The organism is Deferrisoma palaeochoriense, from assembly GCF_054656955.1.
On record NZ_BAAHXI010000003.1, the window covers coordinates 21514 to 43987 of the forward strand.

The 22474-nt window shown below is 69.3% G+C and carries 21 protein-coding genes and 1 pseudogene; 8 read left to right on the plus strand and 14 right to left on the minus strand.

Annotation, left to right across the window (positions count from 1 at the left end):
• Positions 1–36 precede the first annotated feature (36 nt).
• A complete protein-coding gene (locus ACYQ8L_RS01535) occupies positions 37–246 on the plus strand; it encodes a hypothetical protein (RefSeq protein WP_459939996.1) in 210 nt (69 codons plus the stop codon).
• 67 nt (positions 247–313) lie between these two features.
• Here the strand turns inward: ACYQ8L_RS01535 and ACYQ8L_RS01540 are convergent, their stop codons facing one another.
• The 8 genes from ACYQ8L_RS01540 to thrC all read right to left on the minus strand — a co-directional run bounded on the left by ACYQ8L_RS01540 (position 314) and on the right by thrC (position 9741).
• The gene (locus ACYQ8L_RS01540) at positions 314–1870 is read right to left on the minus strand and encodes an acyl CoA:acetate/3-ketoacid CoA transferase (protein ID WP_459939997.1); all 1557 of its coding nucleotides are present in this window, start codon (positions 1868–1870) and stop codon (positions 314–316) included.
• Positions 1871–1901: 31 nt separating this feature from the next.
• Positions 1902–3290 (minus strand): TRAP transporter large permease, encoded by a 1389-nt coding sequence (locus ACYQ8L_RS01545; protein ID WP_459939998.1) that lies wholly within the window; start codon positions 3288–3290, stop codon positions 1902–1904.
• An 85-nt stretch (positions 3291–3375) separates the two neighbouring features.
• Complete coding sequence (locus ACYQ8L_RS01550; protein WP_459939999.1) at positions 3376–3906, minus strand: TRAP transporter small permease subunit; 531 nt, start codon at positions 3904–3906, stop codon at positions 3376–3378.
• Positions 3907–3982: 76 nt separating this feature from the next.
• The gene (locus ACYQ8L_RS01555; protein ID WP_459940000.1) at positions 3983–5068 is read right to left on the minus strand and encodes a TRAP transporter substrate-binding protein; all 1086 of its coding nucleotides are present in this window, start codon (positions 5066–5068) and stop codon (positions 3983–3985) included.
• Positions 5069–5289: 221 nt separating this feature from the next.
• Entirely contained in the window at positions 5290–7347 is a 2058-nt protein-coding gene (locus tag ACYQ8L_RS01560) for a sigma 54-interacting transcriptional regulator (protein ID WP_459940001.1), read from the minus strand.
• Between the two features lie 128 nt (positions 7348–7475).
• Positions 7476–7679, minus strand: a complete 204-nt coding sequence (locus ACYQ8L_RS01565) for an FmdB family zinc ribbon protein (RefSeq protein WP_459940002.1) — start codon at positions 7677–7679, stop codon at positions 7476–7478.
• Positions 7680–7686: 7 nt separating this feature from the next.
• Positions 7687–8163 carry a YbhB/YbcL family Raf kinase inhibitor-like protein gene (locus tag ACYQ8L_RS01570; RefSeq protein WP_459940075.1) on the minus strand — a complete coding sequence of 159 codons (477 nt, stop codon included), beginning with the start codon at positions 8161–8163 and terminating at the stop codon, positions 7687–7689.
• A 165-nt stretch (positions 8164–8328) separates the two neighbouring features.
• A complete protein-coding gene (thrC, locus tag ACYQ8L_RS01575; RefSeq protein ID WP_459940003.1) occupies positions 8329–9741 on the minus strand; it encodes a threonine synthase in 1413 nt (470 codons plus the stop codon).
• Between the two features lie 456 nt (positions 9742–10197).
• On the opposite strand from thrC, the gene ACYQ8L_RS01580 reads away from it, so the two are divergent.
• From ACYQ8L_RS01580 to rpmB, 3 genes are all read left to right on the plus strand, one after another.
• The gene (locus ACYQ8L_RS01580; RefSeq protein ID WP_459940004.1) at positions 10198–10887 is read left to right on the plus strand and encodes a metal-dependent hydrolase; all 690 of its coding nucleotides are present in this window, start codon (positions 10198–10200) and stop codon (positions 10885–10887) included.
• 92 nt (positions 10888–10979) lie between these two features.
• The gene (locus ACYQ8L_RS01585; protein ID WP_459940005.1) at positions 10980–11645 is read left to right on the plus strand and encodes a hypothetical protein; all 666 of its coding nucleotides are present in this window, start codon (positions 10980–10982) and stop codon (positions 11643–11645) included.
• A 134-nt stretch (positions 11646–11779) separates the two neighbouring features.
• Entirely contained in the window at positions 11780–11974 is a 195-nt protein-coding gene (gene rpmB / locus ACYQ8L_RS01590) for a 50S ribosomal protein L28 (protein WP_459940006.1), read from the plus strand.
• 162 nt (positions 11975–12136) lie between these two features.
• Here rpmB and ACYQ8L_RS01595 read toward each other — a convergent pair whose 3' ends face one another.
• Together ACYQ8L_RS01595 and ACYQ8L_RS01600 are read right to left on the minus strand one after the other, a co-directional pair.
• Positions 12137–12880, minus strand: a complete 744-nt coding sequence (locus ACYQ8L_RS01595; protein WP_459940007.1) for a sulfite exporter TauE/SafE family protein — start codon at positions 12878–12880, stop codon at positions 12137–12139.
• A gap of 18 nt (positions 12881–12898) precedes the next feature.
• The gene (locus tag ACYQ8L_RS01600; protein ID WP_459940008.1) at positions 12899–13183 is read right to left on the minus strand and encodes a winged helix-turn-helix transcriptional regulator; all 285 of its coding nucleotides are present in this window, start codon (positions 13181–13183) and stop codon (positions 12899–12901) included.
• 127 nt (positions 13184–13310) lie between these two features.
• Here ACYQ8L_RS01600 and ACYQ8L_RS01605 point away from each other — a divergent pair, with 127 nt between their 5' ends.
• Complete coding sequence (locus ACYQ8L_RS01605; RefSeq protein ID WP_459940009.1) at positions 13311–13595, plus strand: 4Fe-4S dicluster domain-containing protein; 285 nt, start codon at positions 13311–13313, stop codon at positions 13593–13595.
• Positions 13596–13911: 316 nt separating this feature from the next.
• Positions 13912–14238 carry a hypothetical protein gene (locus ACYQ8L_RS01610; RefSeq protein WP_459940010.1) on the plus strand — a complete coding sequence of 109 codons (327 nt, stop codon included), beginning with the start codon at positions 13912–13914 and terminating at the stop codon, positions 14236–14238.
• Between the two features lie 120 nt (positions 14239–14358).
• Here ACYQ8L_RS01610 and ACYQ8L_RS01615 read toward each other — a convergent pair whose 3' ends face one another.
• The 4 genes and pseudogenes from ACYQ8L_RS01615 to ACYQ8L_RS01630 all read right to left on the minus strand — a co-directional run bounded on the left by ACYQ8L_RS01615 (position 14359) and on the right by ACYQ8L_RS01630 (position 20110).
• Positions 14359–15693: an L-lactate MFS transporter gene (locus ACYQ8L_RS01615; RefSeq protein WP_459940076.1), complete on the minus strand. Its 1335-nt coding sequence runs from the start codon at positions 15691–15693 to the stop codon at positions 14359–14361.
• Positions 15694–15780: 87 nt separating this feature from the next.
• A pseudogene (locus tag ACYQ8L_RS01620) lies at positions 15781–16128 on the minus strand (histidine kinase dimerization/phospho-acceptor domain-containing protein); the annotation flags it as partial.
• A gap of 638 nt (positions 16129–16766) precedes the next feature.
• Positions 16767–18161 (minus strand): sigma-54-dependent transcriptional regulator, encoded by a 1395-nt coding sequence (locus ACYQ8L_RS01625; RefSeq protein ID WP_459940011.1) that lies wholly within the window; start codon positions 18159–18161, stop codon positions 16767–16769.
• Positions 18161–20110, minus strand: a complete 1950-nt coding sequence (locus ACYQ8L_RS01630) for a cache domain-containing protein (protein ID WP_459940012.1) — start codon at positions 20108–20110, stop codon at positions 18161–18163. Before ACYQ8L_RS01630 ends, ACYQ8L_RS01625 begins: the two co-directional genes overlap by 1 nt.
• Positions 20111–20264: 154 nt before the next feature.
• Here ACYQ8L_RS01630 and ACYQ8L_RS01635 point away from each other — a divergent pair, with 154 nt between their 5' ends.
• Both ACYQ8L_RS01635 and ACYQ8L_RS01640 read left to right on the plus strand, forming a co-directional pair.
• Positions 20265–21743 carry a phosphomannomutase gene (locus ACYQ8L_RS01635; protein ID WP_459940013.1) on the plus strand — a complete coding sequence of 493 codons (1479 nt, stop codon included), beginning with the start codon at positions 20265–20267 and terminating at the stop codon, positions 21741–21743.
• A 101-nt stretch (positions 21744–21844) separates the two neighbouring features.
• On the plus strand, positions 21845–22447 hold the full coding sequence (locus ACYQ8L_RS01640; protein ID WP_459940014.1) for a four helix bundle suffix domain-containing protein: 603 nt from the start codon (positions 21845–21847) through the stop codon (positions 22445–22447).
• Positions 22448–22474 lie beyond the last annotated feature (27 nt).

The following is a 22474-nucleotide window of genomic DNA, read 5'->3' on the forward strand; positions in this document are numbered from 1 at the left end:
GGCCCTCCACGCACACCCCTCTCCAAGGAGCATCCCATGGCCCGCCGATCCAAGCAGACCTTTCAGAAACGCCAGCGCGAAAAGGCCCGGCAGGAGCGCCGGCAGGAGAAAGAAGCCCGCCGTGCCGAGGCCCGGGAGCGAAAGGCCAGCCTTCCGCCCCGGGACGATACCGAGGGAGACCCCGACATCGCCGGCATCGTCCCCGGCCCCCAGCCCCTTCCGCCGCAGTTCTGGGACGAGGAGTGACAAAGGTCCACGGTCGCCGGTCTGCGGTCTACCGTCCTCGGTCCCCGGTCCGGGGCGCCCCCCGTTTTCACACCTGGTCGGCCACCCCCATGGGGCCGGGCAGGAACACCTCGGGGGGCATGGGCTTGAGATCGGGGCTCACGAGCGGGCGAAACGCCATGCGGCCCAGCACGTCCCGCTCCAGGTCCACCCCCGGCGCGATCTCCACCACCTCGATCCCCGCGGGCAGCAACCGGAACACGGCGCGCTCCGTGATGTAGAGAACCTCCTGACCGAGATCCCTGGCGTACGCCCCGCTGAAGGTCACCTGCTCCACCCGTTCCATGAACTTCGGGTGCTCGCCGTCCCGCAGGATCTCGAGGCGGCCGTCCGAGACCCGGGCCTCGAACCCGCCCGCCGTGAAGGTGCCCAGAAAATAGAGCTTTTTCGCGGTCTGGGTGATGTTGATGAACCCCCCGCACCCGGCGAACCGGGGCCCGAACCGGGAGACGTTGACGTTGCCCTCCCGGTCGGCCTGGGCCATGCCTAAGAACGCCTGGTCGAGGCCGCCGCCGTCGTAAAAGTCGAACTGGCTCGGCTGCTCGTAGATGCACTCAGGGTTCGTGGCCACCCCGAAATTGAGTCCGCCGGCCGGGATTCCGCCGGTCATGCCGGACTCCACCGACAGGGTGAACCGATCGAACACCCCCTCCTCGGCCGCGCACAGGGCCACCCCCTCGGGCATGCCGATCCCGAGGTTCACCACCGCCCCCTCCTGGACCTCCAGCAACGCCCGCCGGGCGATCACCTTACGCACGTCGAGCGGCATCGGCTCCAGGTGCTCCACCGGGATCTTGGTCTCCCCCGAAAAGCTCGGGTCGTAGGCCTTGGCGAAGGTCTGCATGTGGTGCTCGGGCGGGGCCACCACCACGTAGTCCACGAAGATCCCCGGCACCCGCACGTCCTTGGGCCGGAGCGTCTCGTTCTTGACGATCCGCTCCACCTGGGCGATCACGATGCCGCCCGAGTTCCGCACGGCCTGGGCGATGGCCAGGTTCTCGAGCAGGGCCGCCTCCTTCTCGTAGGAGAGGTTCCCCCTGAGGTCCGCCGAGGTGGCCCGGATGAACCCCACGTGGATCGGGAACGCCTTGTACCACAGCCACTCCCGCCCGCCGATCTCCACCACCTCCACCAGGTCCTCGGTGGTCCGGGCGTTCACCTTCCCCCCTTCGATCCGGGGATCCACGAAGGTTCGGAGCCCGATGTGGGTGATGGTGCCGGGCTTACCCGCCGCGATGTCCCGAAACAGGTGGGAGATGACCCCCTGGGGCAGGTTGTAGGCCTCGATCCGGTTCTCCAGGGCCATCCGGCCGAGCTTGGGCGCGAGGCCCCAGTGGCCCCCCACGACCCGCCTGACCAGCCCCTCGTGGGCCACGTGGTTCATGCCCCGGTCGCGGCCGTCCCCCTGCCCTGCGGCGTACACGAACGTGAGATCCCGGGGCTCCCCGGTGGCGAGGAACCGCTCCTCCAGGGCCACGGCAAGCCCCTCGGCAAACCCGGTCCCCACGAACCCCCCGCTCGCCACCGTGGCCCCGGAGGGGATGAGCCGAACCGCCTCCTGGGCGGTCACGATCTTGGCGCACATTGGTCTTGCCTCCCTCGGCATCAAACCGGGATCAGCCGTAGGCCGCGGCCGGGAGCCAGGTCACAAGCCATGGGAACAACGCCACGAGAACGAGTCCCACGAGCTGGAGCACGATGAACGGGATCACGCCCTTGTAGATCTCGACGAGCCGCACGTCGGGGGGGACAACCCCCTTCAGGTAGAACAGCGCGAATCCCACCGGCGGCGTCAAAAAGCTGGTCTGGAGCGCCACCGCCACCAGCAGCACGAACCACACCAACTCCGGGTTCTCCACCTGCCCGTATCCCGGAATCTCGAGCCCCAACTGGCCCACCACCGGCGCCACCAGCGGGAGCACGATCAGGGTGATCTCGATCCAGTCCAGGAAGAATCCGAGGAGGAACACCACGCCCAGGATGAACGCGATGATCCCGTAGGGACCGAACGGCAGCCCCGTGAGCACCTGCTCGATCACCTCGTCCCCCCCCAGGCCCCGCAGCACCAGGGCGAAACAGGTGGCCCCCAGGAAGATCGCGAAGATATAGGCCGTGGTGTTGTACGTGCCCCTGAGCACCTCCTTGAACACCTGGAAATCGAGCTTGCGGTTTCCAGCCGCCAGCAGGGTCGCCCCCAACGCCCCCACCCCGCTCGCCTCAGTCGGCGTTGCGATGCCGGCGAAAATGGACCCCAGCACCGCCAGGATCAGCCCGGCTGCGGGAAGCACCGTGCGCACCACCGCCCACACCTCCCGCAGTCCCACCCCCTGCTCGGCCCCTTGCGGCAGCGGCGCCGCCCGGGGCCGGAGCCAGCAGTACACCAGGATGTAGCCGATGTAGAGGCAGCCCAGGATGAGGCCGGGGAGCACCGCCCCCATGAACAGGTCTCCCACCGACAGCCCCAACTGGTCGGCCATGATCACCAGCATGATCGACGGCGGGATCAGGATCCCCAGGGTCCCCGAGGCCGCGATCGTGCCCAGGGCCAGGGGGTTTTCGTACCCCTGGTGGCGCATGGCCGGGTAGCTCAGCAGCCCCAGGAGCACCACCGAGGCCCCAATGATCCCCGTGGAGGCCGCCAGGATGATCCCGATCGCGGTCACGGTGATCGCAAGGCCCCCCCGAACCCGGCCGAACAGCCGCTGCATGGACTCCATCATCCGCTCGGCGATCCCCGAGCGGTCGAGCATCAGCCCCATGAAGATGAACATGGGCAGGGCCACCAGCACCCAGTTGTCCATGTACTTGTAGATCCGGTTCACCACCATGCCGAGCGTCATGTAATCGAGCCCGGTCCACGCGTCGAAGTAGGTGTCCGCGATCCAGCCCACCCCCGCGAACAACACCCCCGTGCCCCCCAGCACGAAGGCGATCGGAAACCCCGTGAACAGCCCTGCGATGAACGTGGCGAACATCGCCACGACCAAGATGTCGTTGGTCAGCATCGGCTCGCGCCCCTGGCTCGGTTGGTCGGCCCTCGCATGTCGCTCTTCGGCCGTGTCGTCGCGCTCGTCGGCCCGCCGGGGAACCTCATCGCCCCCGGCCCGAGGCCAGAAACACCACGTGGCGCACCAGCCGCGTCACCGCCGCCAGCATCATCAGCGCCACGCTCACCGGGATCACCCCCTTGATGAGCCACCGCCACGGGAGCCCGGCCGGCGCCTGGGAGGCCTCGCCCACCCGCCACGAGTCCGCCACGAACGGCAGGCTGTGGTCGAACACCACCCACAGGAACGGCAGCAGGAACACCAGCGTCCCGAACACCTCCCATTTGGCCTTCGTCCGAGGCGAAAACCGCATGTGGAAGATGTCCACCCGGATGTGGCTGTCCTCCACCATGGCGTAGCTGATGCCGAACATGATGCCCACGGCGTAGAGGTGCCATTCCAGCTCCTCCAGCGCCACCAACCCATGGCCGAACCCGTAGCGCAGCACCACCTGCACGATGATCACCGCCACCAAGACCGCATTCGCCCACATGATCACGTGGCCCAGGCGCCGGATCCCGTTGTCGATCGCCTCGCACCAACCGATCCGCGGCAGTTCCCCGTTCCCGCTCACCGTCGTCTCCTCTGCTCCGTCCCTCAAAAGGGGGCGGGTCCCCCGGGACCCGCCCCCTTTCCTTGGAATCCGGCGCCTACTTGACCTCCACCTCTTCAGGCTTCGGCCGCGGCAGGAACGCGTAGGCCTGCCACACCTTGTAGTTCGTCCGGAACGCCTTCATGTCTTCCCATACCTTCTTGAAGAACTCATCCTTGGCCGCCTCTTCCTCCGCCACCTCGTCCCAGGCCTTCCGGAACGCCTGGAGCATCTCGTCCTTCCAGTAATGCAGCTTCACCCCGTGTTTCTCGACGTTCTCCTTCATGGCGTCGAACTGGATGGCCTCGCCGTAAGCATAGGAGTCGGCCACGCTCGCCTTGGATAGAATCTCCAGCACCATCTTCTGGTGGTCGCTCAAACCGTTCCACACGTCCTTGTTGATCAGGAGCTCAAACACCGTGGCCTGCTGGTGCCAGCCCGGGAAGTAGTTGTGCTTGGCAATCTTGTAAAATCCCAGCCGCTTGTCGATGGCCGGCATCGAAAACTCGGTGGCGTCGATCGCCCCCTTCTCCAGCGCCGGGAAGATCTCGCCGCCCGGGATCACGCTCACCGAGGCCCCCAGCTTCTCCATCACCTTGCCCCCCAGGCCGTAGAACCGGATCCGGAGCCCCTTGAGGTCCTCCGGGCTTTGGATCTCCTTCTTGAACCACCCCGAGGTCTCGGGCGCGATGATCCCGCACACGAGCACCTTCACGTTGTACCCGGCCTGGTCATACATCTCCTGGTAGAGCTTCATGCCGTTGCCGTAATAGAGCCAGGCCAGGTACTCCCCGGCCTCGGGGCCGAAGGGCACCGCGCTAAAAAGCGCGGCCGCCGGCATCTTGCCCTGCCAGTAGCCGGCCGTGGTGTAACCGGCGTTCACCTTGCCCGTGCTCACCGCGTCCAGGATCTCGAACGGGGCGACAAGCTTCCCCGGCTCGTAGACCTTCATCCGCATCGACCCCCCGCTCAGGGGTTCGATCCGGTCGGCCATCCACTGGATCGTCGACCCCAGCCCGGGCAGCGCCGTTGAAAACGCGATCGGCACCTTGAGCAGCACCTTCTTCTCCTTCGCCCAGCCGGGGGAAACCACAAGAGCCGCCATCGCCACCGTCACCGCCACCAGCCTCAGTCCCCTTCGCATGTCCTGCCTCCTTTCGGTTGGGGAAACGAAACGGCGAAGGGCAAGTGCACGGACCGTGCCGCCGAGGCGAGCGCCGTTTTTCGGGGGTTCTCGCGGGGGCGTTTCCGGATATCCGGAATCCAAGCGGGGTCGTATCGGGGGTTTTCGCTGAGGCGGCGGCTACTGCGGGGGTTTCCGGAAATCCGGATGGTTTCCGGTTTTCCGGAAACCGGGCGGTGGGGTCAGGAGTTCAAGAGTCCGTGCTTGGCCGCCTTTTCGTAAAAGGCGGACTTCCCGATGCCGAGGAGCCGGGCCGCCTCCACGGCCCGCCCGTTGGCCACACGAAGGGCCGCGCGCAGGTGCTCGGCCTCCACCTCGGCCAGCACCTGTCGCAGGGGGGCCAGGGCGAATCCCGGCCCGGCCGGGCGCCGGACGTGATGGGGCAGGTGGGCCGGGAGGATCTCGTCGCCGTCGCAGAGGTTCAGGGCTCTTTCCAGGACGTTTTCGAGCTCCCGCACGTTTCCCGGCCAGGCGTACGCGAGCAGGGTCGCCAGGGCCTCGGCCGAGAGCCTGCGGGGCCGGACCCCGAGCGTCTTCGACAGGCGGCAGAGGAGCCGCTCGGCCAGGAGCGGGATGTCCTCCTTGCGGTCGCGCAGGGGCGGCGCCTCGATCAGCACCACATTGAGACGGTACAGGAGGTCTTGCCGGAACGCCCCCTCGGCGGCCAACTGCCGCAGATCCCGGTTGGTGGCCGCGATGATCCGCAGGTCCACCTCCACCGGCCCGCCCCCGCCCAGGGGCTCGATCTCCCGCTCCTGAATCACCCGGAGGAGCTTCGCCTGGGTGGGCAGGGGCAGCTCGGCCACCTCGTCCAGGAACACGGTGCCGCCCTGAGCGAGCTCGAACCGGCCCACCTGCCCCCCCTTGCGGGCCCCCGTGAACGCGCCCTCCCGGTAGCCGAAGAGCTCCGCCTCGAGCAGGTTTTCCGGGATGGCCGCGCAGTTCACCTTGACGAAGGGCTTGTCGGCCCGGGGGCTCAGGTTGTGGAGGGCGTGGGCCACGAGCTCCTTGCCCGTGCCGCTCTCGCCCTGGATGAGCACGGTGGAATGGGTCCGGGCGACCCGTCGCACCATGTCTTTGAGCTCGCGGATCACGGGGCTTTCCCCGACCAGGTTCTCCAGGCTGTACCGGGTGCCGTTCTGACGGCGAAGCTCCTCGCGGTAGTAGCTGAGCTCGGTTCGGAGCCGGCGGGTCTCCTCGAACAGGGCGTCGAGCTCCGACACGTCCCGGAACAGCACCTTCCCCACCGCCCCCACGATCCGGTCGCCCTCCCGGATCGGGATCCGGTCACAGACCATGTCGTGGCCCTTGATCCGCTGGACCTGCCGGATCTCGGGTTCGCCCGTGCGGAGCACGATGTGCATCCGGGTGTTCTCGATGGCCTCCGTGACCGGCCGGCCCACCATGTCGGCCGGGTCCACCCCCAGGAACTCCCCGTAGGCGCGGTTGAACATGGTGATGACGCCCCGCTCGTCCACCACGACGACCCCCTCGTAGGCGGTGTCGAGCACGGCCTCCAGGGTCCTCTTCCACCGGTTCGCCTCGTCGCGCTCGGCCCGGGCCGACTCGAGATCGGTCACGTCCTGGAGCACGGCAACGGCCCCGGCCAGCCGGCCGTTTCGGAAGATCGGGGTGCGGTTGCTCAGGTAGACGTGCCCCCGGAGCTCGATCCGCTGCCCGATCCGGGGCTCGCGGGTGCGGAGCACCTCGGGCAATCCGGTGTGGGGCACCACCTCCTGGATCGGCCGGCCGATGAGGTCTTCGCGCTCCACCCCGAGCACCCGGCCCAGCGCCTTGTTCGCCGCCACCACCCGGCCCTCGGCATCGACCACCACGATCGCGTTGTGGGCGGCGTCGAGGGCGACCCGGAGCTTCGCCATCCGGGCACACAGGGCCTTGAACGCGGCCTCCAGCAGCCGGTCCCGCGGGATCCAGCCCACCACCTCGTTTCGGCGCATCCCCACCACGGCGTGGTCGGCCGCGCCGGGCTCCAGAAGTGGCAGGGATTGCCCGTCCGGCACGGCGCGGGCCGGTTCCGCGACGCCCAGCACCGGGTCGTTCCCCCGGCCGGCGTCGAGCGCCCGGGCGATGGCGGGGCCCGAGGCCACGGCGAGCACCCCCCCGTGCCCCCGGACCACCACGGCCGCGTCGCGGCCCACCGGCGGAAGCCCGGCCACGGGGGCCTCGGGCTCCACCACCGCGGCCACGGGCTGCCAAAGGTCCTGGAGCGGGAGCTTCATGGGGCACCTACCGTGGGGCGCGTCTCAAGAGCAGGGCGGGGGGGCAATCGGACAGGGGGGCGGGACGCCCCGGGTCAGGTACACCCGGGGAAAGGAGAAAGGGGTGGGGCACGGCGATCCGGCACTCCTCATCGGCAACCGGCGCAGGACGAGGCCTTGCACCCCGCGCACGAGCTCCCGCCCCCGCCTCCCCCGCCTCCGATGGCGAAAGCGGAGAGCTTGCGACGGGCGTCCGCCGCACCGCACCGGGGACAGGGCGGAACCTCCCCTGGCCGTGCCAGGGCCTCGAAGGCGTGGCCGCAGGCCTCGCACACGAAGTCGTAAAGCGGCATCGCGCCCTCACCTCTTTCGTTCGTAGGTTCCCACGAGCTGGGCCTCGGCGAGCACCTTGCCCTCCATGGCCTTCAAGAGCTGGGCCTTGGTGGGGGTGCCCAGGTCGGGCAGGCGCTCCGACAGGGCGTAGAGCTTGTGGAAGTACCGGTGCCGGCCGATGGGCGGGCAGGGCCCGCCGTAGCCCGTTCGCTTCCAGTCGTTGAGCCCCTGGCCCGTGCCGGCCGGTAGGTGCTCGGGGCGGACGCCCTCGGGAAGCCCCCGGGAGTCGGGGGGCAGGTTGTAGAGCACCCAGTGGACCCAGGTCATTTTGGGCGCCCGGGGATCCGGCGCGTCGGGGTCGTCCACGATGAGCACGAGGCTTTTCGCGCCCTTGGGCACCCCCGACCACTCCAGGGGCGGGGAGACGTCCGCACCGTCGCAGGTGTATTTGCTGGGAATCTCGCCGTTGTGCGCAAATGCGGAGGACCGGATCTCCATCGCCATGGCCTCACCTCCTCGCACCGGGCCGATCCCGACGAGCACCCCCACCACCGCCCAGACCCATCGAAGCCGGCCCATCCGTTCCACCTCCCGTCGGGAGCGTTGGCGAATCACCGGCTCCCCAGTCTGCCACGGGAACCGCGGCTCGCAACCCCCGGCCCCGGCGGCCTATCCCGCCCGCGGCCGCAGCCCCAGGTGGGCCGCGATGGCCTCGGCGCTGGCCTCGAGGGAGACCGGCCGGTTCACGAGTTCCTCCCGGGGCTCGATGCCGTACTCCGGGTCCAGGGTGCCGGCGAAGTAGGCCTCCTGGAACCCCGCGAACTTGAGCTGGTGGCTCGTGGAGTCGCACACGAACCGACCGTGGGCCGGCACCACCCCCTCGGCCAGGGCTTTCCGGAGCCCGGCCACGGCCTCCCCCCCCTGGGTGCACACCACGTGGCCGTGGCGGTTCACGTGGAGCATGGTGTCCAGGATCTCCTGCTCGGTCACGCTCACGCAGGCGAACCGGTCGCCGTAGTGCTCCTCCACGAGCTGGCGCACCTTGGGGAACGACACGGGGTTCCCGATCATGGCCGCCTGGGCCACGCTGGGCCGCACCGTCACCGGCTCGTAGTGCCCGCTCGCCTTCCACCGGGCCACGGGGTTCGCGTGCTCGCTCTGGACGCCCAGGATCCGGGGGAGCCCGTCGGTCACGCCGAGCTGCCACAGATCGAGGAACCCCTCGAGGATCGCCGTGACGTTCCCGGCGTTCCCGATGGGCACCGCCACGGTGGCGTGCTCCACCCGCCAGCCGAGCTGCTGGGCCACCTCGAAGGTGAACGACTTCTGGCCGTTGATCCGCACCGGGTTCTTGGAGTTCAGAAGAAACACCTCGTACCGGGCCGCGAGATCCTCCACCAGCCGCATGCAGTCGTCGAACACCCCCGGCACCTCGAGCACCCGGGCGCCGCTGCCCAGGGGCTGGGAGAGCTGCTGGGGGGTCACCCGGCCCTTGGGCAGGAGCACCGCCGAGCGCACCGCGCCCTTCGGGAGGTACGAGAGGTAGAGCGCCGCCGCGGCCGAGGTGTCGCCCGTGGAGGCGCAGATCCCGAGCACGGTGCCCGGCCGCTGGGTCCGCAGGTAGTGGTTGAGGAAGCTGATGGCGCTGGCCATGCCCCGGTCCTTGAACGAGGCCGAGGGGTTTTGCCCGTCGTTCTTGACGAAGAACTCGGCGCCCACCCACTCGCTCAGCTCGGCGTTGGCCCGCACCAGCGGGGTGTGGCCCTCGCCCAGGTACACGATGTCTTCCAGGGGCAGGTGGGGGAGCACCAGCTCGTGGAAGCAAAAAATGCCCTGGAGGGCCTCCACCCGGGTGGCCCGGCGCAGATCGAACACCCGGCGCCACTCCTCGCCGCTTCGCTCCCGCAGGGCCGCGAAGTTCTCGTCGCGCACCCGCAGCAGCCCCCCACAGGACGGGCAGGTGTAAAGGAGCCGGTCGAGGGGGGTCGTTTCGCCGCACCGGATGCACGCGTAAACCATGCGCGGCCGGTGGCGGGGCAGGACGTCGATACCGGTCAGTTCCTTGAGTTCCTCGGGAGACACGGGAGCACCTCGTGGCAGAAGGGTCGCGGTTCTTCGCCGGGATGGCGGGCGGACCGCCCGTTTCGGGCCAGCGGCCGGGGCGACCGCGGGGCCTCCGCTGCGTGCCGCCCCGGTGTCCGGTTCCCGGCGTGGCGTCATTCAACGGGGAAACCGGGCCCCGGGTCAAGGGACGGTTGCCCCGCCCGGCGCCTTGCAGTACTAGTGTACCCACGGTCCCCACCGGGGCCGCCGTTTCCACACGGACCTGTGGATAACCTGTGGACGGCGGTGTGGATACCGGGAAAATCCCCAGGGGTCATGGGGAGGCTTGCCAAGGTGCACTTTTTTTGTGCAACAAAGAACGTCTTTCATTTCAAATAGTTACAGAAAAGTGCCGGCATCGCTGAGGGTTTCGGCCGAAGCCCGACCGGGCCGGCCGTCTTATCCACACGCCCCGAAGGCAAAGGAGGAGAAGTCATGGTCGAGGTTACCTACCACGGACACGCCTGTTTCCTGCTGGACGACGGCTCCCACAAGGTGCTCATCGACCCGTTCCTCACCGGGAACCCCAACGCCCGGGTCGGCCCCGAGGCGTTCCCCGCGCTCGACGCCATCCTCGTCACCCACGGCCACGCCGACCACCTGGGCGACGCGATCGAGATCTCCAAACGCACCGGGGCGCCGGTGGTGGCCCCCTTCGAGCTCGCCATGTTCTGCCAGCGTCGCGGTGCCGCCGTGCATCCCATGCACATCGGGGGAAGCCACGGGTTCGAGTTCGGCCGGGTCAAGCTCACCATCGCCCACCACGGCTCGGCCTTCGTGGACAAGGGAACCGAGTACACCGGGAACCCCTGCGGGTTCCTCGTGGAGATGGGCGGCCTCACCGTGTACCACGCCGGGGACACCGGGCTCTTCTATGACATGAAGCTCATCGGCGAGATGCACCGCATCGACGTGGCGCTCCTGCCCATCGGCGACAACTTCACCATGGGACCCGAAGACGCCGCCAAGGCGGTGGAACTCCTGCGGCCCCGCTACGTCGTGCCCATGCACTACGGCACCTTCGACGTCCTCGTGCAGGACCCGCGGGAGTTCGCCGACAAGGCGGCCGGCGCCGGGGCCGAGGTGGTGGTCATCGGGTTCGGCCAGAGCCACTGGTTCGAGTAGGCCGGCGTTGTCTCGGCGGGGGGGCTGAAGTATGCTTCCGTGGGCTCCGCCGAACCCCACCCGTCGCCGCCGAAACGAGGGAGGCTTCCACGGTGAAGTTCCAGCTCGAACCCGAAGCGGCCGCCGCCCTGGAGACGGCGGCCATCGTGCGCGATCTGGACCGCACGGGAATGCCCCACTTTCTGGTGCGGGTGCCCGACCTCCAGAAGGCTGCCGAGGCCGACATGGGGATCGAGATCAACCGGGAAGAGGACGGCTGTGTGGCCCTCTCGATCCTCCTCTACGACATCCCCACCGAGCCCGTGAGCTACGACCTCCGGCTCTATCCGGACCAGCCCGACGATCTGCGGTTCCTGTGGGCGTTCCTCGAGACGAAACAGTTCCGGGTGTATCCGTGCCAGCCCGGGGGAACCGGATGGGCGGTGGGGGAGCCCCAGACCTTTCGGATTCCTCCCAGCGTGGTACTCCGGCTCAAACACTACTCCCTGAGCTGGCCCCAGCCCGAGGGGCCGCCCCAGGCCACGGAACCTCCCCCAACCCAGGAACCGGAGCCCAGGCCCCCGGTGGCCCGGGGGCCCGACCCCCGCGACACGGTGATCCGAAAGCTCAAGGAGCAGGTCCAGGCGCTCCGCGAGCAGATCCAGGAGAGGGACAAGCGGATCATCGAGCTCGAGGACGAGCTCCACGAGCTCAAAAGCCGGGGCCGAACCTACAAGCTGACCGGGGAGAAGAAACCCTGGTGGAAACCGTTCTCGTGAGGAAATCCGCTTGAGTCCGGCGCGGGATCGTGGTAGAAAGGCGGGCCTTTGCTGCCGCCAGGCGGCGCCCAAGTGAACACGGCCGGGAGGCCCCGGGCCTTCCGTGGCACGAAACCGCGTAGGAGGACGAAACCATGGCCAGACGGTGTGAGATCTGCGGCAAGGGCCCTGCCCGGGGCAACAACGTGAGCCACGCGAACAACCGCACGAAGAAGATCCTGCTGCCGAACATCCAGGTGGTGCGGGCGCGGGTGAACGGCGCGACCAAGCGGGTCAAGGTCTGCACCCGGTGCCTGCGCTCGAACCGGGTGGAGAAGGCGGTCTCGTAAGACCCGCCCCCCCCCAAGCGTGCAACGGGCCGGAAGGAGCTTCCTTCCGGCCCGTGTTTTTTCACGGCGGTCGGCGGTCTTCGGTCCGGCGGTCCAGGCCGCAGTCACCTACCGGAGCTCCCCTCCGTGCTCTCCGTGCCCTCCGTGGTTGGAAAGCCCCCCCTACCCCATCAGGAGGAGCTTCACGGCGAACACCAGCACCGCCGTGGTGACCACCGCCTTGACCCACCGGTGCCCCTTGAGCACCGTGAACCGCACCCCCACCTGGCTGCCGGCCACGGTGCCGACGGCCAGCGCCAGGCCCAGGTCCCACACCACCTTGCCCTGCCAGGCGAAAAGCCCGAGGGAGAGCGCGGTGTAGATGAGCACGCTCAACACCTTCACCGCGTTCCCGCGCACCAGGTCGAGGCCCGCCAGGGTGGTCGTCGCGAGGATGAGGAACCCGACGCCGGCCTGCACGAACCCCCCGTAGATCCCCACGAAGAAAAACCCGATGGCCAGCGCCGCCACGTTGGGCCGCTGGCCCGGTTCCAGGAACGCCTGCTTCTTCTTGAAGGGGTCCCACAGGGTCCACAGGGTCACGGCGATCATGAGGAACGCGAGCACCCGCCGGAACGCCGCGTCGCCGATGGCTACGGCGGCCCAGGTGCCGAGCCCCGCCCCGAAGGTCGCCGGCACCGCGGCCCACACCACGTAGCGCCAGTCCACCACCCCGTGGCGGTGGAACCCCCACACGGCGGCCACGTTTTGGCAGAAGATGCCCACCCGGTTCGTGCCGTTCGCGACCGTGGCCGGCAGCCCCAGAAAGATGAGGAGCGGCAGGGTCAGAAACGACCCGCCGCCCGCGATCACGTTGAGGGTCCCGGCCACGAGGCCCACGCCGAACAACAAGAGGTAGTCGGTCACGTCTTCGCCTCCCTGCGCCTACAGGTCGTCGAGGGCCTTCACCATCTCCACGATTTCCGCCGCCCGGCGCCCCTTGGGCGTCAAGGCGTACTCCACGTGGCTCGGCTTCTCGGAGACGACCGTCTTCTCCACGAAGCCGAAGTCCACGAGCCGGGCAAGCCGCTCATAGAGAACCTTCCAGGAGATCCCAGGCAGGCCCCGAAACAGCTCGGCGGGCCGCTTCGGTGCCTCGGCCAGGAGGGCCAGGATCCGCAGGGTCCACTTGCACTTGAGCACGGTTTCGAAGGCCTCGATCGCTCCCACCGGGCCGCTCTCCCGCAGAAAGATTTTTCGTGTCTTACCAAAAAGTTACGGGTGTACAGCCCCCGCCCCCGCCGCTACGCTGGAGGCAACGAACCCTTTCGCCCCACGAAACGAGGAGGAAAGAGTCATGGAGAAGAAAACGGTGCAGGCGGAGATCGCGGAGGCGTTCGGCCGAACCTTCGTGAAGGGAAACATCCCCGAGATTCATCCGGTGCGGTGCCTAGGATGCAATCACTGCGTCGCGCTGTGCAAGAAACTTGGTCCCAACGTGCTGGAGATTCGGGACGGGGTGGCGGTTGTGGCGCGCCCGGAGAACTGCATCGGCGACGGGGCCTGCATGATGGCCTGCCCCACCAAAGCCATCTTCCTGATGAGCCGGTACGACCCGGCGAACCCGCCGGGCGCCGTGTGACAGGCCCCCACGCGAACGGCCCGCCCAACGGGGGCCGTTCGCGTGCAACGACCGAACGAACCGGCGGGCTGCACGGGTCCCCGCACCACCGCGCAGCGAGGCACAACACCCTAGATGCGTGGGGCGGGGAGCCCGGCTGGCCGATGCCGAGACGCCGTGGTACGTTTGGTCGCCCCCCGGGGTGGCGACCGACGAAGGAAAACGGGGGAGGATATCCCCCCCGGCCCCCCACAAGCGGCGGCAGGTACGTTTCGTCCGGACCGGGGGAAACCGGCGGCTTCCATCCGGGCAACCGTTTGCCGACAGGAGACGCCCCATGCCCACGTCGAAAGAGATTTCGGTCGAGAGGAAGGCGGACCTGGAGGAACGCTCGGGTGTGGAGCTCGCCGGGCTCTACGCCTCATGGGACGGGGATGAACTAACCACCGTCAACGGAGAGATCCGCCTACGGCCGGGGGCGGAACCCGAGCACGACCTTCAGATCGTCGCCGCCGCCTACGACGCCCAGGGCCGGGTGATCGGCCGGGGCGAATGCCTCGTGCTCAAGGGGGAGTTCCTGGGGTTCGACGTGTTCTCGATGCCGGTCTTCCACCCACCCCAACCTCCGGCCAAGGTCCTGGTGTTCGTCGGCCCCCGGGTGTGAGATTTCGAGCACCGACGAGCACAAAAAACCGGGGCCCCGGACCTACGCCGGGGCCCCGCTCCTCCCTCGGCGCCCCCAAGGCGGAGCGCCCTTCCCCTTCCCGAAAGAGCCCGGAGTGGATCAGGCCGTGCCGGTCGAGGCGCCGGGCCGGACCTCCGGGACCACGGCCGGGGCGGCCTCTTCCTCGACGGCGCGCTCGATCTGGTAGCGCTTGCCCTCCCGCAGGGTCAGGGCGAGGCCGACCCCGGCGATCAACAGGGTTCCGGCCGCCAGGAACGAAAGATTGTAGCTGCCGGTCGAGGCCTTGAGCATCTGGCTCAACCGGCCCATCACGAACCCGCCCACGCCCCAGGCCGTGAACAGGATGCCGTAGTTGGTGCCGAAGTGCTTGAGCCCCCAGAAGTCCTTCGCAAACAAGGGAAAGAGCGACAGGTTCGTGCCGTAGTTGAACCCGATGAAGGTCGCCAGCGCCACCAGGAGCACCGCGCTTTGGGTCGCGCCGCCCACCACCGGAACGGCCGCGAACATGAGGGCCGCCTGGAAGAGGAACATGCCGATCAGGGTCTTGGTGCGGCCGATACGGTCCGAGAGCACCCCGGCCACGATCCGGCCGGCCGCGTTCCCCACCGCCAGGAGCGCCACGGCCACGAACGCGAGCTCGCCCAGGCTCGCCTTGGCCATGCCGGCCACGCTGCCGATCACCATGAGCCCGGCGCCCGAGCCGATGAGGTACAGGGTCCACAGGATGTAGAACGTGGGCGTGCGAAGCATCTCGCCGGGCCGAAAGTCGCCGCGGGAACGCACCGACGGGGCCTGCTTTCGCTTCTCGTCGGTGCGGCGGGCGGCCTCGCCGAAGAGGTACCCGGCCGGCGGGTTCACCAGGAGGAGCGACAGGGCGCTCACGACCACGGCGAAGGCTACCCCGAAGAAGAGCATCGCCTTCTGGAGCCCCCAGGCCCCCAGGAGATACTGGGCCAGGGGCGCGATGTACACCGAGGCCAGCCCGAACCCGCTCACCACGATCCCGGCCACGAGCCCGGTGCGGGACGGGGGGAACCATTTGAGGGCCGGGGGCGTCGCCGCGGAGTACCCGAACCCGATCCCGACCCCGGCCAGCACGCCGAATCCCAGGATCCAGGCCCAGTAGTTGGTCGTCTGGGAGATCCAGACGAACCCGGCCCCCACCATGAGCCCGCCGAGGAGCGCCGTGAGCCGGGGCCCGAACCGGTCCTGCACCCGGCCGGCCACGATCATGGCGAACGCGAACACGAGACAGCACACGGCGTAGGGGTCGTTGATCGAGGCCAGATCCCACCGGAACGGCCCACCCGACTCCACCGAGGCCCGGATCGCCCCCTTGAAGATGCTCCAGGTGTAGAGGATGCCCAGGGCCAGGTTGATCCCCGTCCCGGCGGCCACCACGGCCCACCCGCGGTTCTTCGTCGTCGCTGCCATCGTCCTTCCTCCCTTCGGTTTGGGTTCCTTCGGTTCCACCGGAACCGGCCCCCTGCGGCCGGCCAGATCCTCCACCAACTCGTCCACGGCGGCCGACAGCCTCACGGCCTCGTCGTGGATGATCCGGACGAACTCCTCGCGCCGGACCGGATCGTCGGGATACCGGAGCAGGATCTCGGAGAACGCCCGGATGCTCGTAAGCGGGGTCCGGAGCCGGTGCTCCACCGCGGCCACCTCGGCGCCCATGGTCCGCTCCTCCTCGGCCCGCCGCTCGGCTTCCTGCCGGGCGCGGAGCACCTCGTACCGGGGACACCCCTCGTACCGGTTGAGGCAGTGGCGGGCGATCATCCCGGCCTCGTGGGGCGAGATGGGCCAGGAGCCCACCTCGCACGGACCGCGCCTCGACCGGCTGTAAAAGGGGCAGACGTCCACCATGGCTCCGGCACCTCCTTGGTCCGGAAGGGGTTGCCCCGGGATCTGCAAGGGGAGGGCCAAAAGGAGAAACGCTCCGCTGATTTTCGGATAACCTATTGACCTCCCGGAATTTTTTCACACACCAAGGAACACGGAAGCGACGACAAACCGGTTTTGGTTTGCACGGGCGCGAAAAGGGGGAGGCCTCCGTTCCGGCTTTGAGCCGGTCTTCATGGAGGCAAACGGCATTTTCGCGGGTCCAGCGGGGAGGAGTCGCAGTGCTGCGAGGGAGAGCGAGGGGGTTTCGCAAATTTGCGAATCAGGGGCCTTCCGCGTTGGAGGCCCCCGCATCCGCCGCGGGGGGCAGTACGACAAGAGATGAACCCCGGGTCGGGGCCCGGTGCGGGAGCGGCAGCCGTACCAGTGATCAGAATTCAGAGGACAGATGTCAGAAACCCTCTGTCTTCTGTCTTCTGACTTCTGGCACCTGACACGGTCTGCGGTCCCTTGGGCCAAGCCACGGCGCCGAGGACCCGAGAGCGGAACGTCATTGGTCCTGCGAACAGGCCGCGCCCTGCGCGGCCTACCGGAGCTTCCAGCCGCCCAGCCGCCTAGCTGCCTAGCCGCCTAGCCGCCTAGCCGCCTAGCTGCCCAGCCGCCTAGCCGCCCCGCCGCTCCACGCAGTCCTCCCGGCGGATGCCGTAGCGCTTCATCTTCCGGTACACGGTGGCCACGTTCATGCCCGAGACCCGGGCCGCCTCCTCCACGTTGCCCTCTGTGCGGCGCAGGAGCCGGCGCAGGTAGTCGATCTCGAACCGGGCCAGGGCCGCGGCGTAGGTTTCCTCGGCCGCCGCCACCCCCGCGGGGGCCCCTTCGTCGGCCTCCAGGAACTGCCGCACCACGTCGAGGCCCACCCGCTCCCGGTCCTCCACCGCGGCCGCCGCCTCCACCACGTTCTTGAGCTGGCGCACGTTCCCGGGCCAGGGGTGGTGCACCAGGGCACGCATGGCCTCGGGCGTGAACCCGCGCAGCTTCGTGCCGAACCGCCGGTTGGCCTGGGCCAGGAAGTGGTTCGCCAGGAGCGGGATGTCGGAGGTGCGCTCCCGGAGGGGCGGCAGTTCCAGGGTGATGACGTTGAGCCGGTAGAACAGGTCCTCCCGGAACCGGCCCTCGCGCACGGCCGCCCTGAGGTCGGCGTTGGTGGCCGACACGATCCGCACGTCCACCCGGGTGGGGGTGCGGTCGCCGAGCCGCAGGAACTCCTTCTCCTGGAGGAACCGCAGAAGGCTCTTCTGGACCCCCATGGGCAGGTTCCCGACCTCGTCCAGGAACAGGGTGCCGCCGTCGGCCTCCTCGAGGAGCCCGGGCCGGTCCCGGTCCGCGCCGGTGTACGCCCCCTTGCGCGACCCGAAGAGCTCCCCCTCCAGGATCGACTCGGGCAGGGCGCCGCAGTTCAGGGCCACGAACCGGGCCTCCCGCCGCGGGGAGAACCGGTGGATCGCCCGGGCCACGAGCTCCTTGCCCGTGCCCGACTCGCCCGTGACGAGGACCGGCAGATCCCGGGCCGCCACCTTCCGGGCCATTTCGAGAACCGCCCGGAGCCGCGGGCTCTCGCCCACGAGGTCCGCCGTGACCGCCCGGCCCTCGAGCTCGTCCCGCAGCTCCCGGTTCTCGGCCACCAGGGCCGTGTGCTGCCGGGCGTTTCGCACCCGGTACAGGAGCTCCTCGGGCTCGAAGGGCTTGGTGAGCATGTCGTAGGCGCCCTTCCGGAGCGCCTGGATCGAGAGGTCCACGGTGGCGTAGGCCGTGATCACGATGACCGGCACGTCGGGGTCGCGGGCCCGCACCCGCTCCAGGATCTCCAGGCCGTCGATCCCGGGCATTTTGACGTCGGTCACCACCACGTCGTAGGTGCCCGGCTCGAACCGCTCGAGGGCCTCCACCGGCCGGGTGAAGGTGTCCACCCGGTAGCCCTCGTCGGCGAGCACGGTTTCCACCATCCGGCACAGGCCCGGCTCGTCGTCGATGAAGAGAATCCTCGGCTCGCGCGCCATCACCCGTTCCCCTCGTCCAGCGGCAACCGCACCACCACCCGGGCCCCTCCTTCGTCCCGATTCTCGATCCGGATCGCGCCGCCGTGGCGCTCCACGATCTGCCGGGTGATGGGGAGCCCGAGCCCCGTGCCCCGGGGCTTGGTGGTGAAAAACGGCTCGAAAATCCGGTCGCGGATCTCCTCGGGAATGCCGGGGCCCGTGTCCTCGAACCGGATCTCCACGGCCCCCTCGCCCACCGCGGTCGAGACCGTGAGCGTGCCCTCTCCCTCCATGGCGGCCCCGGCGTTGAGCACGAGGTTGAGCGCCACCTGCCGCATCTGGTCGGGGTCCAGGCGCAGGGGCGGCACGCCGGGGCTCCACCGTCGCACCACCTCGACCCGGCCCAGTTCGATGTGGTGGGCCGCGAAATCCAGGATCTCGTCCAACAGGGCGTGGAGGTCCACCTCCTGGCGGGCCGGCCGGGGCACCCGCACGTACTGGAGGAGGTCCTGGACGATCCGGCGGCACCGCAGGCTCTCCCGCCGGATCTCCTCCACGAACCGCCGGTTGGGGTCCTCGGGGGGAAGCTTGCGCTCCATGTGGGAGGCGTAGCCCAGGATCACCCCCAGGGGGTTGTTGATCTCGTGGGCCACCCCCGAGGCGAGCACCCCCAGGGACGCGAGCTTCCCCTGCCGCCCGAGCTCCGCCTCGAGCTCTCGCACCCGCCGGAGCTCCCCCAGCATGCGGTTGAACGCGGCCGCGAGCTCCCCGAGCTCGTCGTTGCCGCGCACGTCGAGCCGCACGTCCGAGCGCCCCCGCTCCACCTCCCGCACCGCCCCGGTGAGCTCCCGGACCGGCCGGGTGATCCATCCCGCCACCACGAAGGTGAGCCCCACCGCGACCGCCCCCACCAGGCCCACCAGCGACACCACGGCCACGAGGATCCGGCCCTCGATCAGGTTGGCCTCGGCGTAGAACTCGTCCTCGTAGGACCCCACGGCCACGATCCAGTCCCAGGGCTCGAAATACCGGTACCGGACGATCTTCCACCGGGCCTCGGGCTCCCCCTCGTTGCGCCAGGGGTACCGGATCCAGCCCTCCTTGCGCCGGCACATCTCCCGGATGAACGCCCGGCCCTCGTGGTCCCGGGCGTCGAGGATGTTCGCCCCCTCTTGAAACGGATGAATCGTGAGCACCCCGCCGGTGGTCATGGCGTAGATGTACCCGGTGCGGCCGACCCGCTTCTCCTTGATCCGGCGCTTCAGGTCCTCGAAGGCGTTGCGCTCGAAGGCCGGGTCTTCGTAGGCCTCGTCCAGGTACGCGCCGGCCGCCACGATCCAGTCCCAGGCCGGAACGTACCGGTAGGCCACCATCTTGCGCCGCGGCGTCGCCTCCCCCCGGTCGGGGTTCCGCCAGGGGTACACGATGAAGTGGACCCGGTCCGGCTCCGCCGTGGCCCGGGCGCACATCTCCCGGATGAAGGCGCGGCCCTCCTCGTCCCGGGAGTTCGAGATGTCCTGTCCCTCCAGGGCCAGGTGCACCGTGAGCACCCCGGCGCTCGTCATGGCGTAGAGGTACCCCGTGTCGCCCACGCTCACCGCCTTCAGGGCCCGGCGGGCCTCGGCCTGGGCCGCCTCGCGGGAAACCGCCCCTTCCGTTTCCCTACGATGCTGGGCTTCCACCAGGCCGTAGGCCAGATTCAGGAGGCTTTGGAGTTCGGCCCGGAGAACCCGTTTCTTGTCCTCCCGGTACACCTCGAACTGACGGTGGTGGGCCGCGAGGAGATCGAGGGCGAACTCGGCCATGTGGTCGAGGTCGTCGCGGCTCGTGCGCGTGACCCCCTCGATCGCGAGCTCCTTGGCCAGATACCCCACCGCCGCGGCCGCCAGCGCCATGGGTCCGAGCACAAGCGGCAGCACCACGGCCAGAAGCTTCCAGCGGATCTTGACGTTTCGAAGAAAGGACCCCATCGTTGCCTCGGCATGCCCACGGGAAATCGCCGCGCAAGGCTACCGGCGGGCCGTTCACACGGTCAACCCCTGGTTGATTGCGGCCCGCCTCGGTTTCATTTCATGCCACACGCCGCCGGGCACATCGGCTCCCGGCGCGGGAGGAGAGGACGACATGGCGACCATGCGAATCCAGGACCTCATGGAACAAACAGGGGTCAAGTTCGGCACCAGCGGGGCCCGGGGCCTGGCCCAGGCCATCACCGACCGGGTGGCGTACGCCTACACCCTGGGGTTCCTCCAGCACCTCGAGGGGTTCGGCGAGTTCGGGCCCGGCACGCCGGTGGCCCTCGGGGGAGACCACCGGCCGTCCACCCCCCGGATCCTCCGGGCCGTGGCCCGGGCCGTGGCCGACCGGGGTGGCCGGGTGGTGAACGGCGGGCTCCTGCCCTCGCCCGCCCTGGCCCTCTACGGGTTCACGGAAGGCATCCCCTCGGTCATGGTGACCGGTAGCCACATCCCCGACGACCGAAACGGCATCAAGTACACCCGGCCCGGGGGCGAGATCCTGAAGCGCGACGAGGCGGCGATCCGGGAACAGGTGGTGGAGCTTCCCGACGAACTCTTCGACCCGGCGGGGAACCTCGTGGCGCCGCCCGAGATGCCGCCGGAGGACCCCACCGCCAGCCGCCGGTACGTGGAGCGCTACCTGGCCGCCTTCCCCGAGGGGTTCCTGCGGGGCAAGCGGATCGGGCTCTACGAGCACTCGGCCGTGGCCCGGGACCTCCTGGCCGAGATTCTCGGGGGCCTCGGCGCCGAGGTGGTCCGGCTGGGCCGAAGCGACCGGTTCATCCCGGTGGACACCGAGGCGATCCGGCCCGAAGACGTGGAACTCGCCCGTCGCTGGGCGGCCGAACACCGGCTCGACGCCCTCGTCTCGGCCGACGGCGACAGCGACCGGCCCCTCGTGGCCGACGAACGGGGCAAGTGGCTCCGGGGCGACGTGGTGGGCATCCTGACGGCCCGGCTTCTCGGCGCCGACGCTGTGGTTTGCCCGGTGAGCTGCAACACCGCGGTGGAACAGTGCGGGTGGTTCCGGAAGGTGGTGCGCACCCGGATCGGGTCGCCCTACGTGATCGAGGGCATGCTCGCGGCCGCGGCCGAGGGCTACCGCACCGTGGTGGGGTACGAGGCGAACGGGGGGTTCCTCACGGCCTCCCCCATCGGGCTCGGTCGGGCCGAACTCGCGCCCCTGCCCACCCGCGACGCGGCCATCGTGATCCTGGGCGTGCTCCTTCTGGCCGTGCGGGAGGGGAAAACCGTGTCGGAACTCCGCGAGGCCCTGCCCCGCCGGTACACCGCGAGCGACCGGCTCAAGGAGTTCCCCACCGAGGTGAGCCTCGCCCGGGTGCGCGAACTCGCCGAGGGCGGGCCGGCGGCCATCGAGGCCGCCTTCGGCGGCCGGTTCGGCCCGGTGGCCGCCACCGACACCACCGACGGGCTCCGGATCACCTTCGCCTCGGGGGAGATCGTGCACCTCAGGCCCTCGGGCAACGCCCCGGAGTTCCGCTGCTACACCGAGGCCGACTCCGAGGAGCGGGCCGAGGAACTCCTGCGCGAGGCTCTGGCCGTGATGGAGACCTGGCGGCCGTAGGTCACAGGGACGCAAGAGACCCGAGGGACAAAAGGTGCGAAGGCCCTTACGTCCCTTGGGCCCCTTGGACCGCCGGCTCTCTCGGCAACGGAGGGGCGCCCATGCCCGAGCGGTTCATCCCGCCCCACGGAGGGTACAAGAAGCTCCTGAGCTACCAGTGGGCCCTCGTGGTGTACGAGGCCACGGTGCGGTTTTGCGAGCGCTGGCTCGACCCGCGCGACCGCACCGTGGACCAGATGGTGCAGGCGGCCCGGTCGGGCAAGCAGAACATCGTCGAGGCCAGCATGGCCTCGGGCACCTCGAAGGAGATGGAGATCAAGCTCACCAACGTGGCCCGGGCGAGCCTGGAGGAACTGCTCGAGGACTACCGCGACTTCCTGCGGCTCCGGGGGATCGAGGAATGGCCCAGGACCCACCCCTACGCCCGGCGCCTGTCGGAACTCGCGTGCACCCCGGGGGCCGACTACGAAACGTTCCGCAGGGCCGTGGAGCACCCGGACCCGGCCATCGCGGCCAACGCCATCGTTGGGCTCATCAAGATCACGACGTACCTGCTCGACCGGCAGTTGGAGCAACTGGAGAAGGCGTTCCTCGAGGAGGGCGGCCTTCGGGAGCGCATGACCCGGGCCCGCCTCGAGGCGCGCGACGAGCAACGGCGCACCCGGGGATGCCCCCGCGGGGACCATCGCCGCCGACGAGAATAGCCGCCGGCACGGATTCCCTCCCGACCC

Bases quoted from the DNA above. Each gene is read 5' to 3' on its own strand.
- ACYQ8L_RS01535 (WP_459939996.1), top strand. From the start codon at position 37: ATGGCCCGCCGATCCAAGCAGACCTTTCAGAAACGCCAGCGCGAAAAG.
- ACYQ8L_RS01540 (WP_459939997.1), bottom strand. From the start codon at position 1,870: ATGTGCGCCAAGATCGTGACCGCCCAGGAGGCGGTTCGGCTCATCCCC.
- ACYQ8L_RS01545 (WP_459939998.1), bottom strand. From the start codon at position 3,290: ATGCTGACCAACGACATCTTGGTCGTGGCGATGTTCGCCACGTTCATC.
- ACYQ8L_RS01555 (WP_459940000.1), bottom strand. From the start codon at position 5,068: ATGCGAAGGGGACTGAGGCTGGTGGCGGTGACGGTGGCGATGGCGGCT.
- ACYQ8L_RS01560 (WP_459940001.1), bottom strand. From the start codon at position 7,347: ATGAAGCTCCCGCTCCAGGACCTTTGGCAGCCCGTGGCCGCGGTGGTG.
- ACYQ8L_RS01565 (WP_459940002.1), bottom strand. From the start codon at position 7,679: ATGCCGCTTTACGACTTCGTGTGCGAGGCCTGCGGCCACGCCTTCGAG.
- ACYQ8L_RS01570 (WP_459940075.1), bottom strand. From the start codon at position 8,163: ATGGCGATGGAGATCCGGTCCTCCGCATTTGCGCACAACGGCGAGATT.
- ACYQ8L_RS01580 (WP_459940004.1), top strand. From the start codon at position 10,198: ATGGTCGAGGTTACCTACCACGGACACGCCTGTTTCCTGCTGGACGAC.
- rpmB (WP_459940006.1), top strand. From the start codon at position 11,780: ATGGCCAGACGGTGTGAGATCTGCGGCAAGGGCCCTGCCCGGGGCAAC.
- ACYQ8L_RS01605 (WP_459940009.1), top strand. From the start codon at position 13,311: ATGGAGAAGAAAACGGTGCAGGCGGAGATCGCGGAGGCGTTCGGCCGA.
- ACYQ8L_RS01610 (WP_459940010.1), top strand. From the start codon at position 13,912: ATGCCCACGTCGAAAGAGATTTCGGTCGAGAGGAAGGCGGACCTGGAG.
- ACYQ8L_RS01615 (WP_459940076.1), bottom strand. From the start codon at position 15,693: ATGGCAGCGACGACGAAGAACCGCGGGTGGGCCGTGGTGGCCGCCGGG.
- ACYQ8L_RS01625 (WP_459940011.1), bottom strand. From the start codon at position 18,161: ATGGCGCGCGAGCCGAGGATTCTCTTCATCGACGACGAGCCGGGCCTG.
- ACYQ8L_RS01630 (WP_459940012.1), bottom strand. From the start codon at position 20,110: ATGGGGTCCTTTCTTCGAAACGTCAAGATCCGCTGGAAGCTTCTGGCC.
- ACYQ8L_RS01635 (WP_459940013.1), top strand. From the start codon at position 20,265: ATGGCGACCATGCGAATCCAGGACCTCATGGAACAAACAGGGGTCAAG.
- ACYQ8L_RS01640 (WP_459940014.1), top strand. From the start codon at position 21,845: ATGCCCGAGCGGTTCATCCCGCCCCACGGAGGGTACAAGAAGCTCCTG.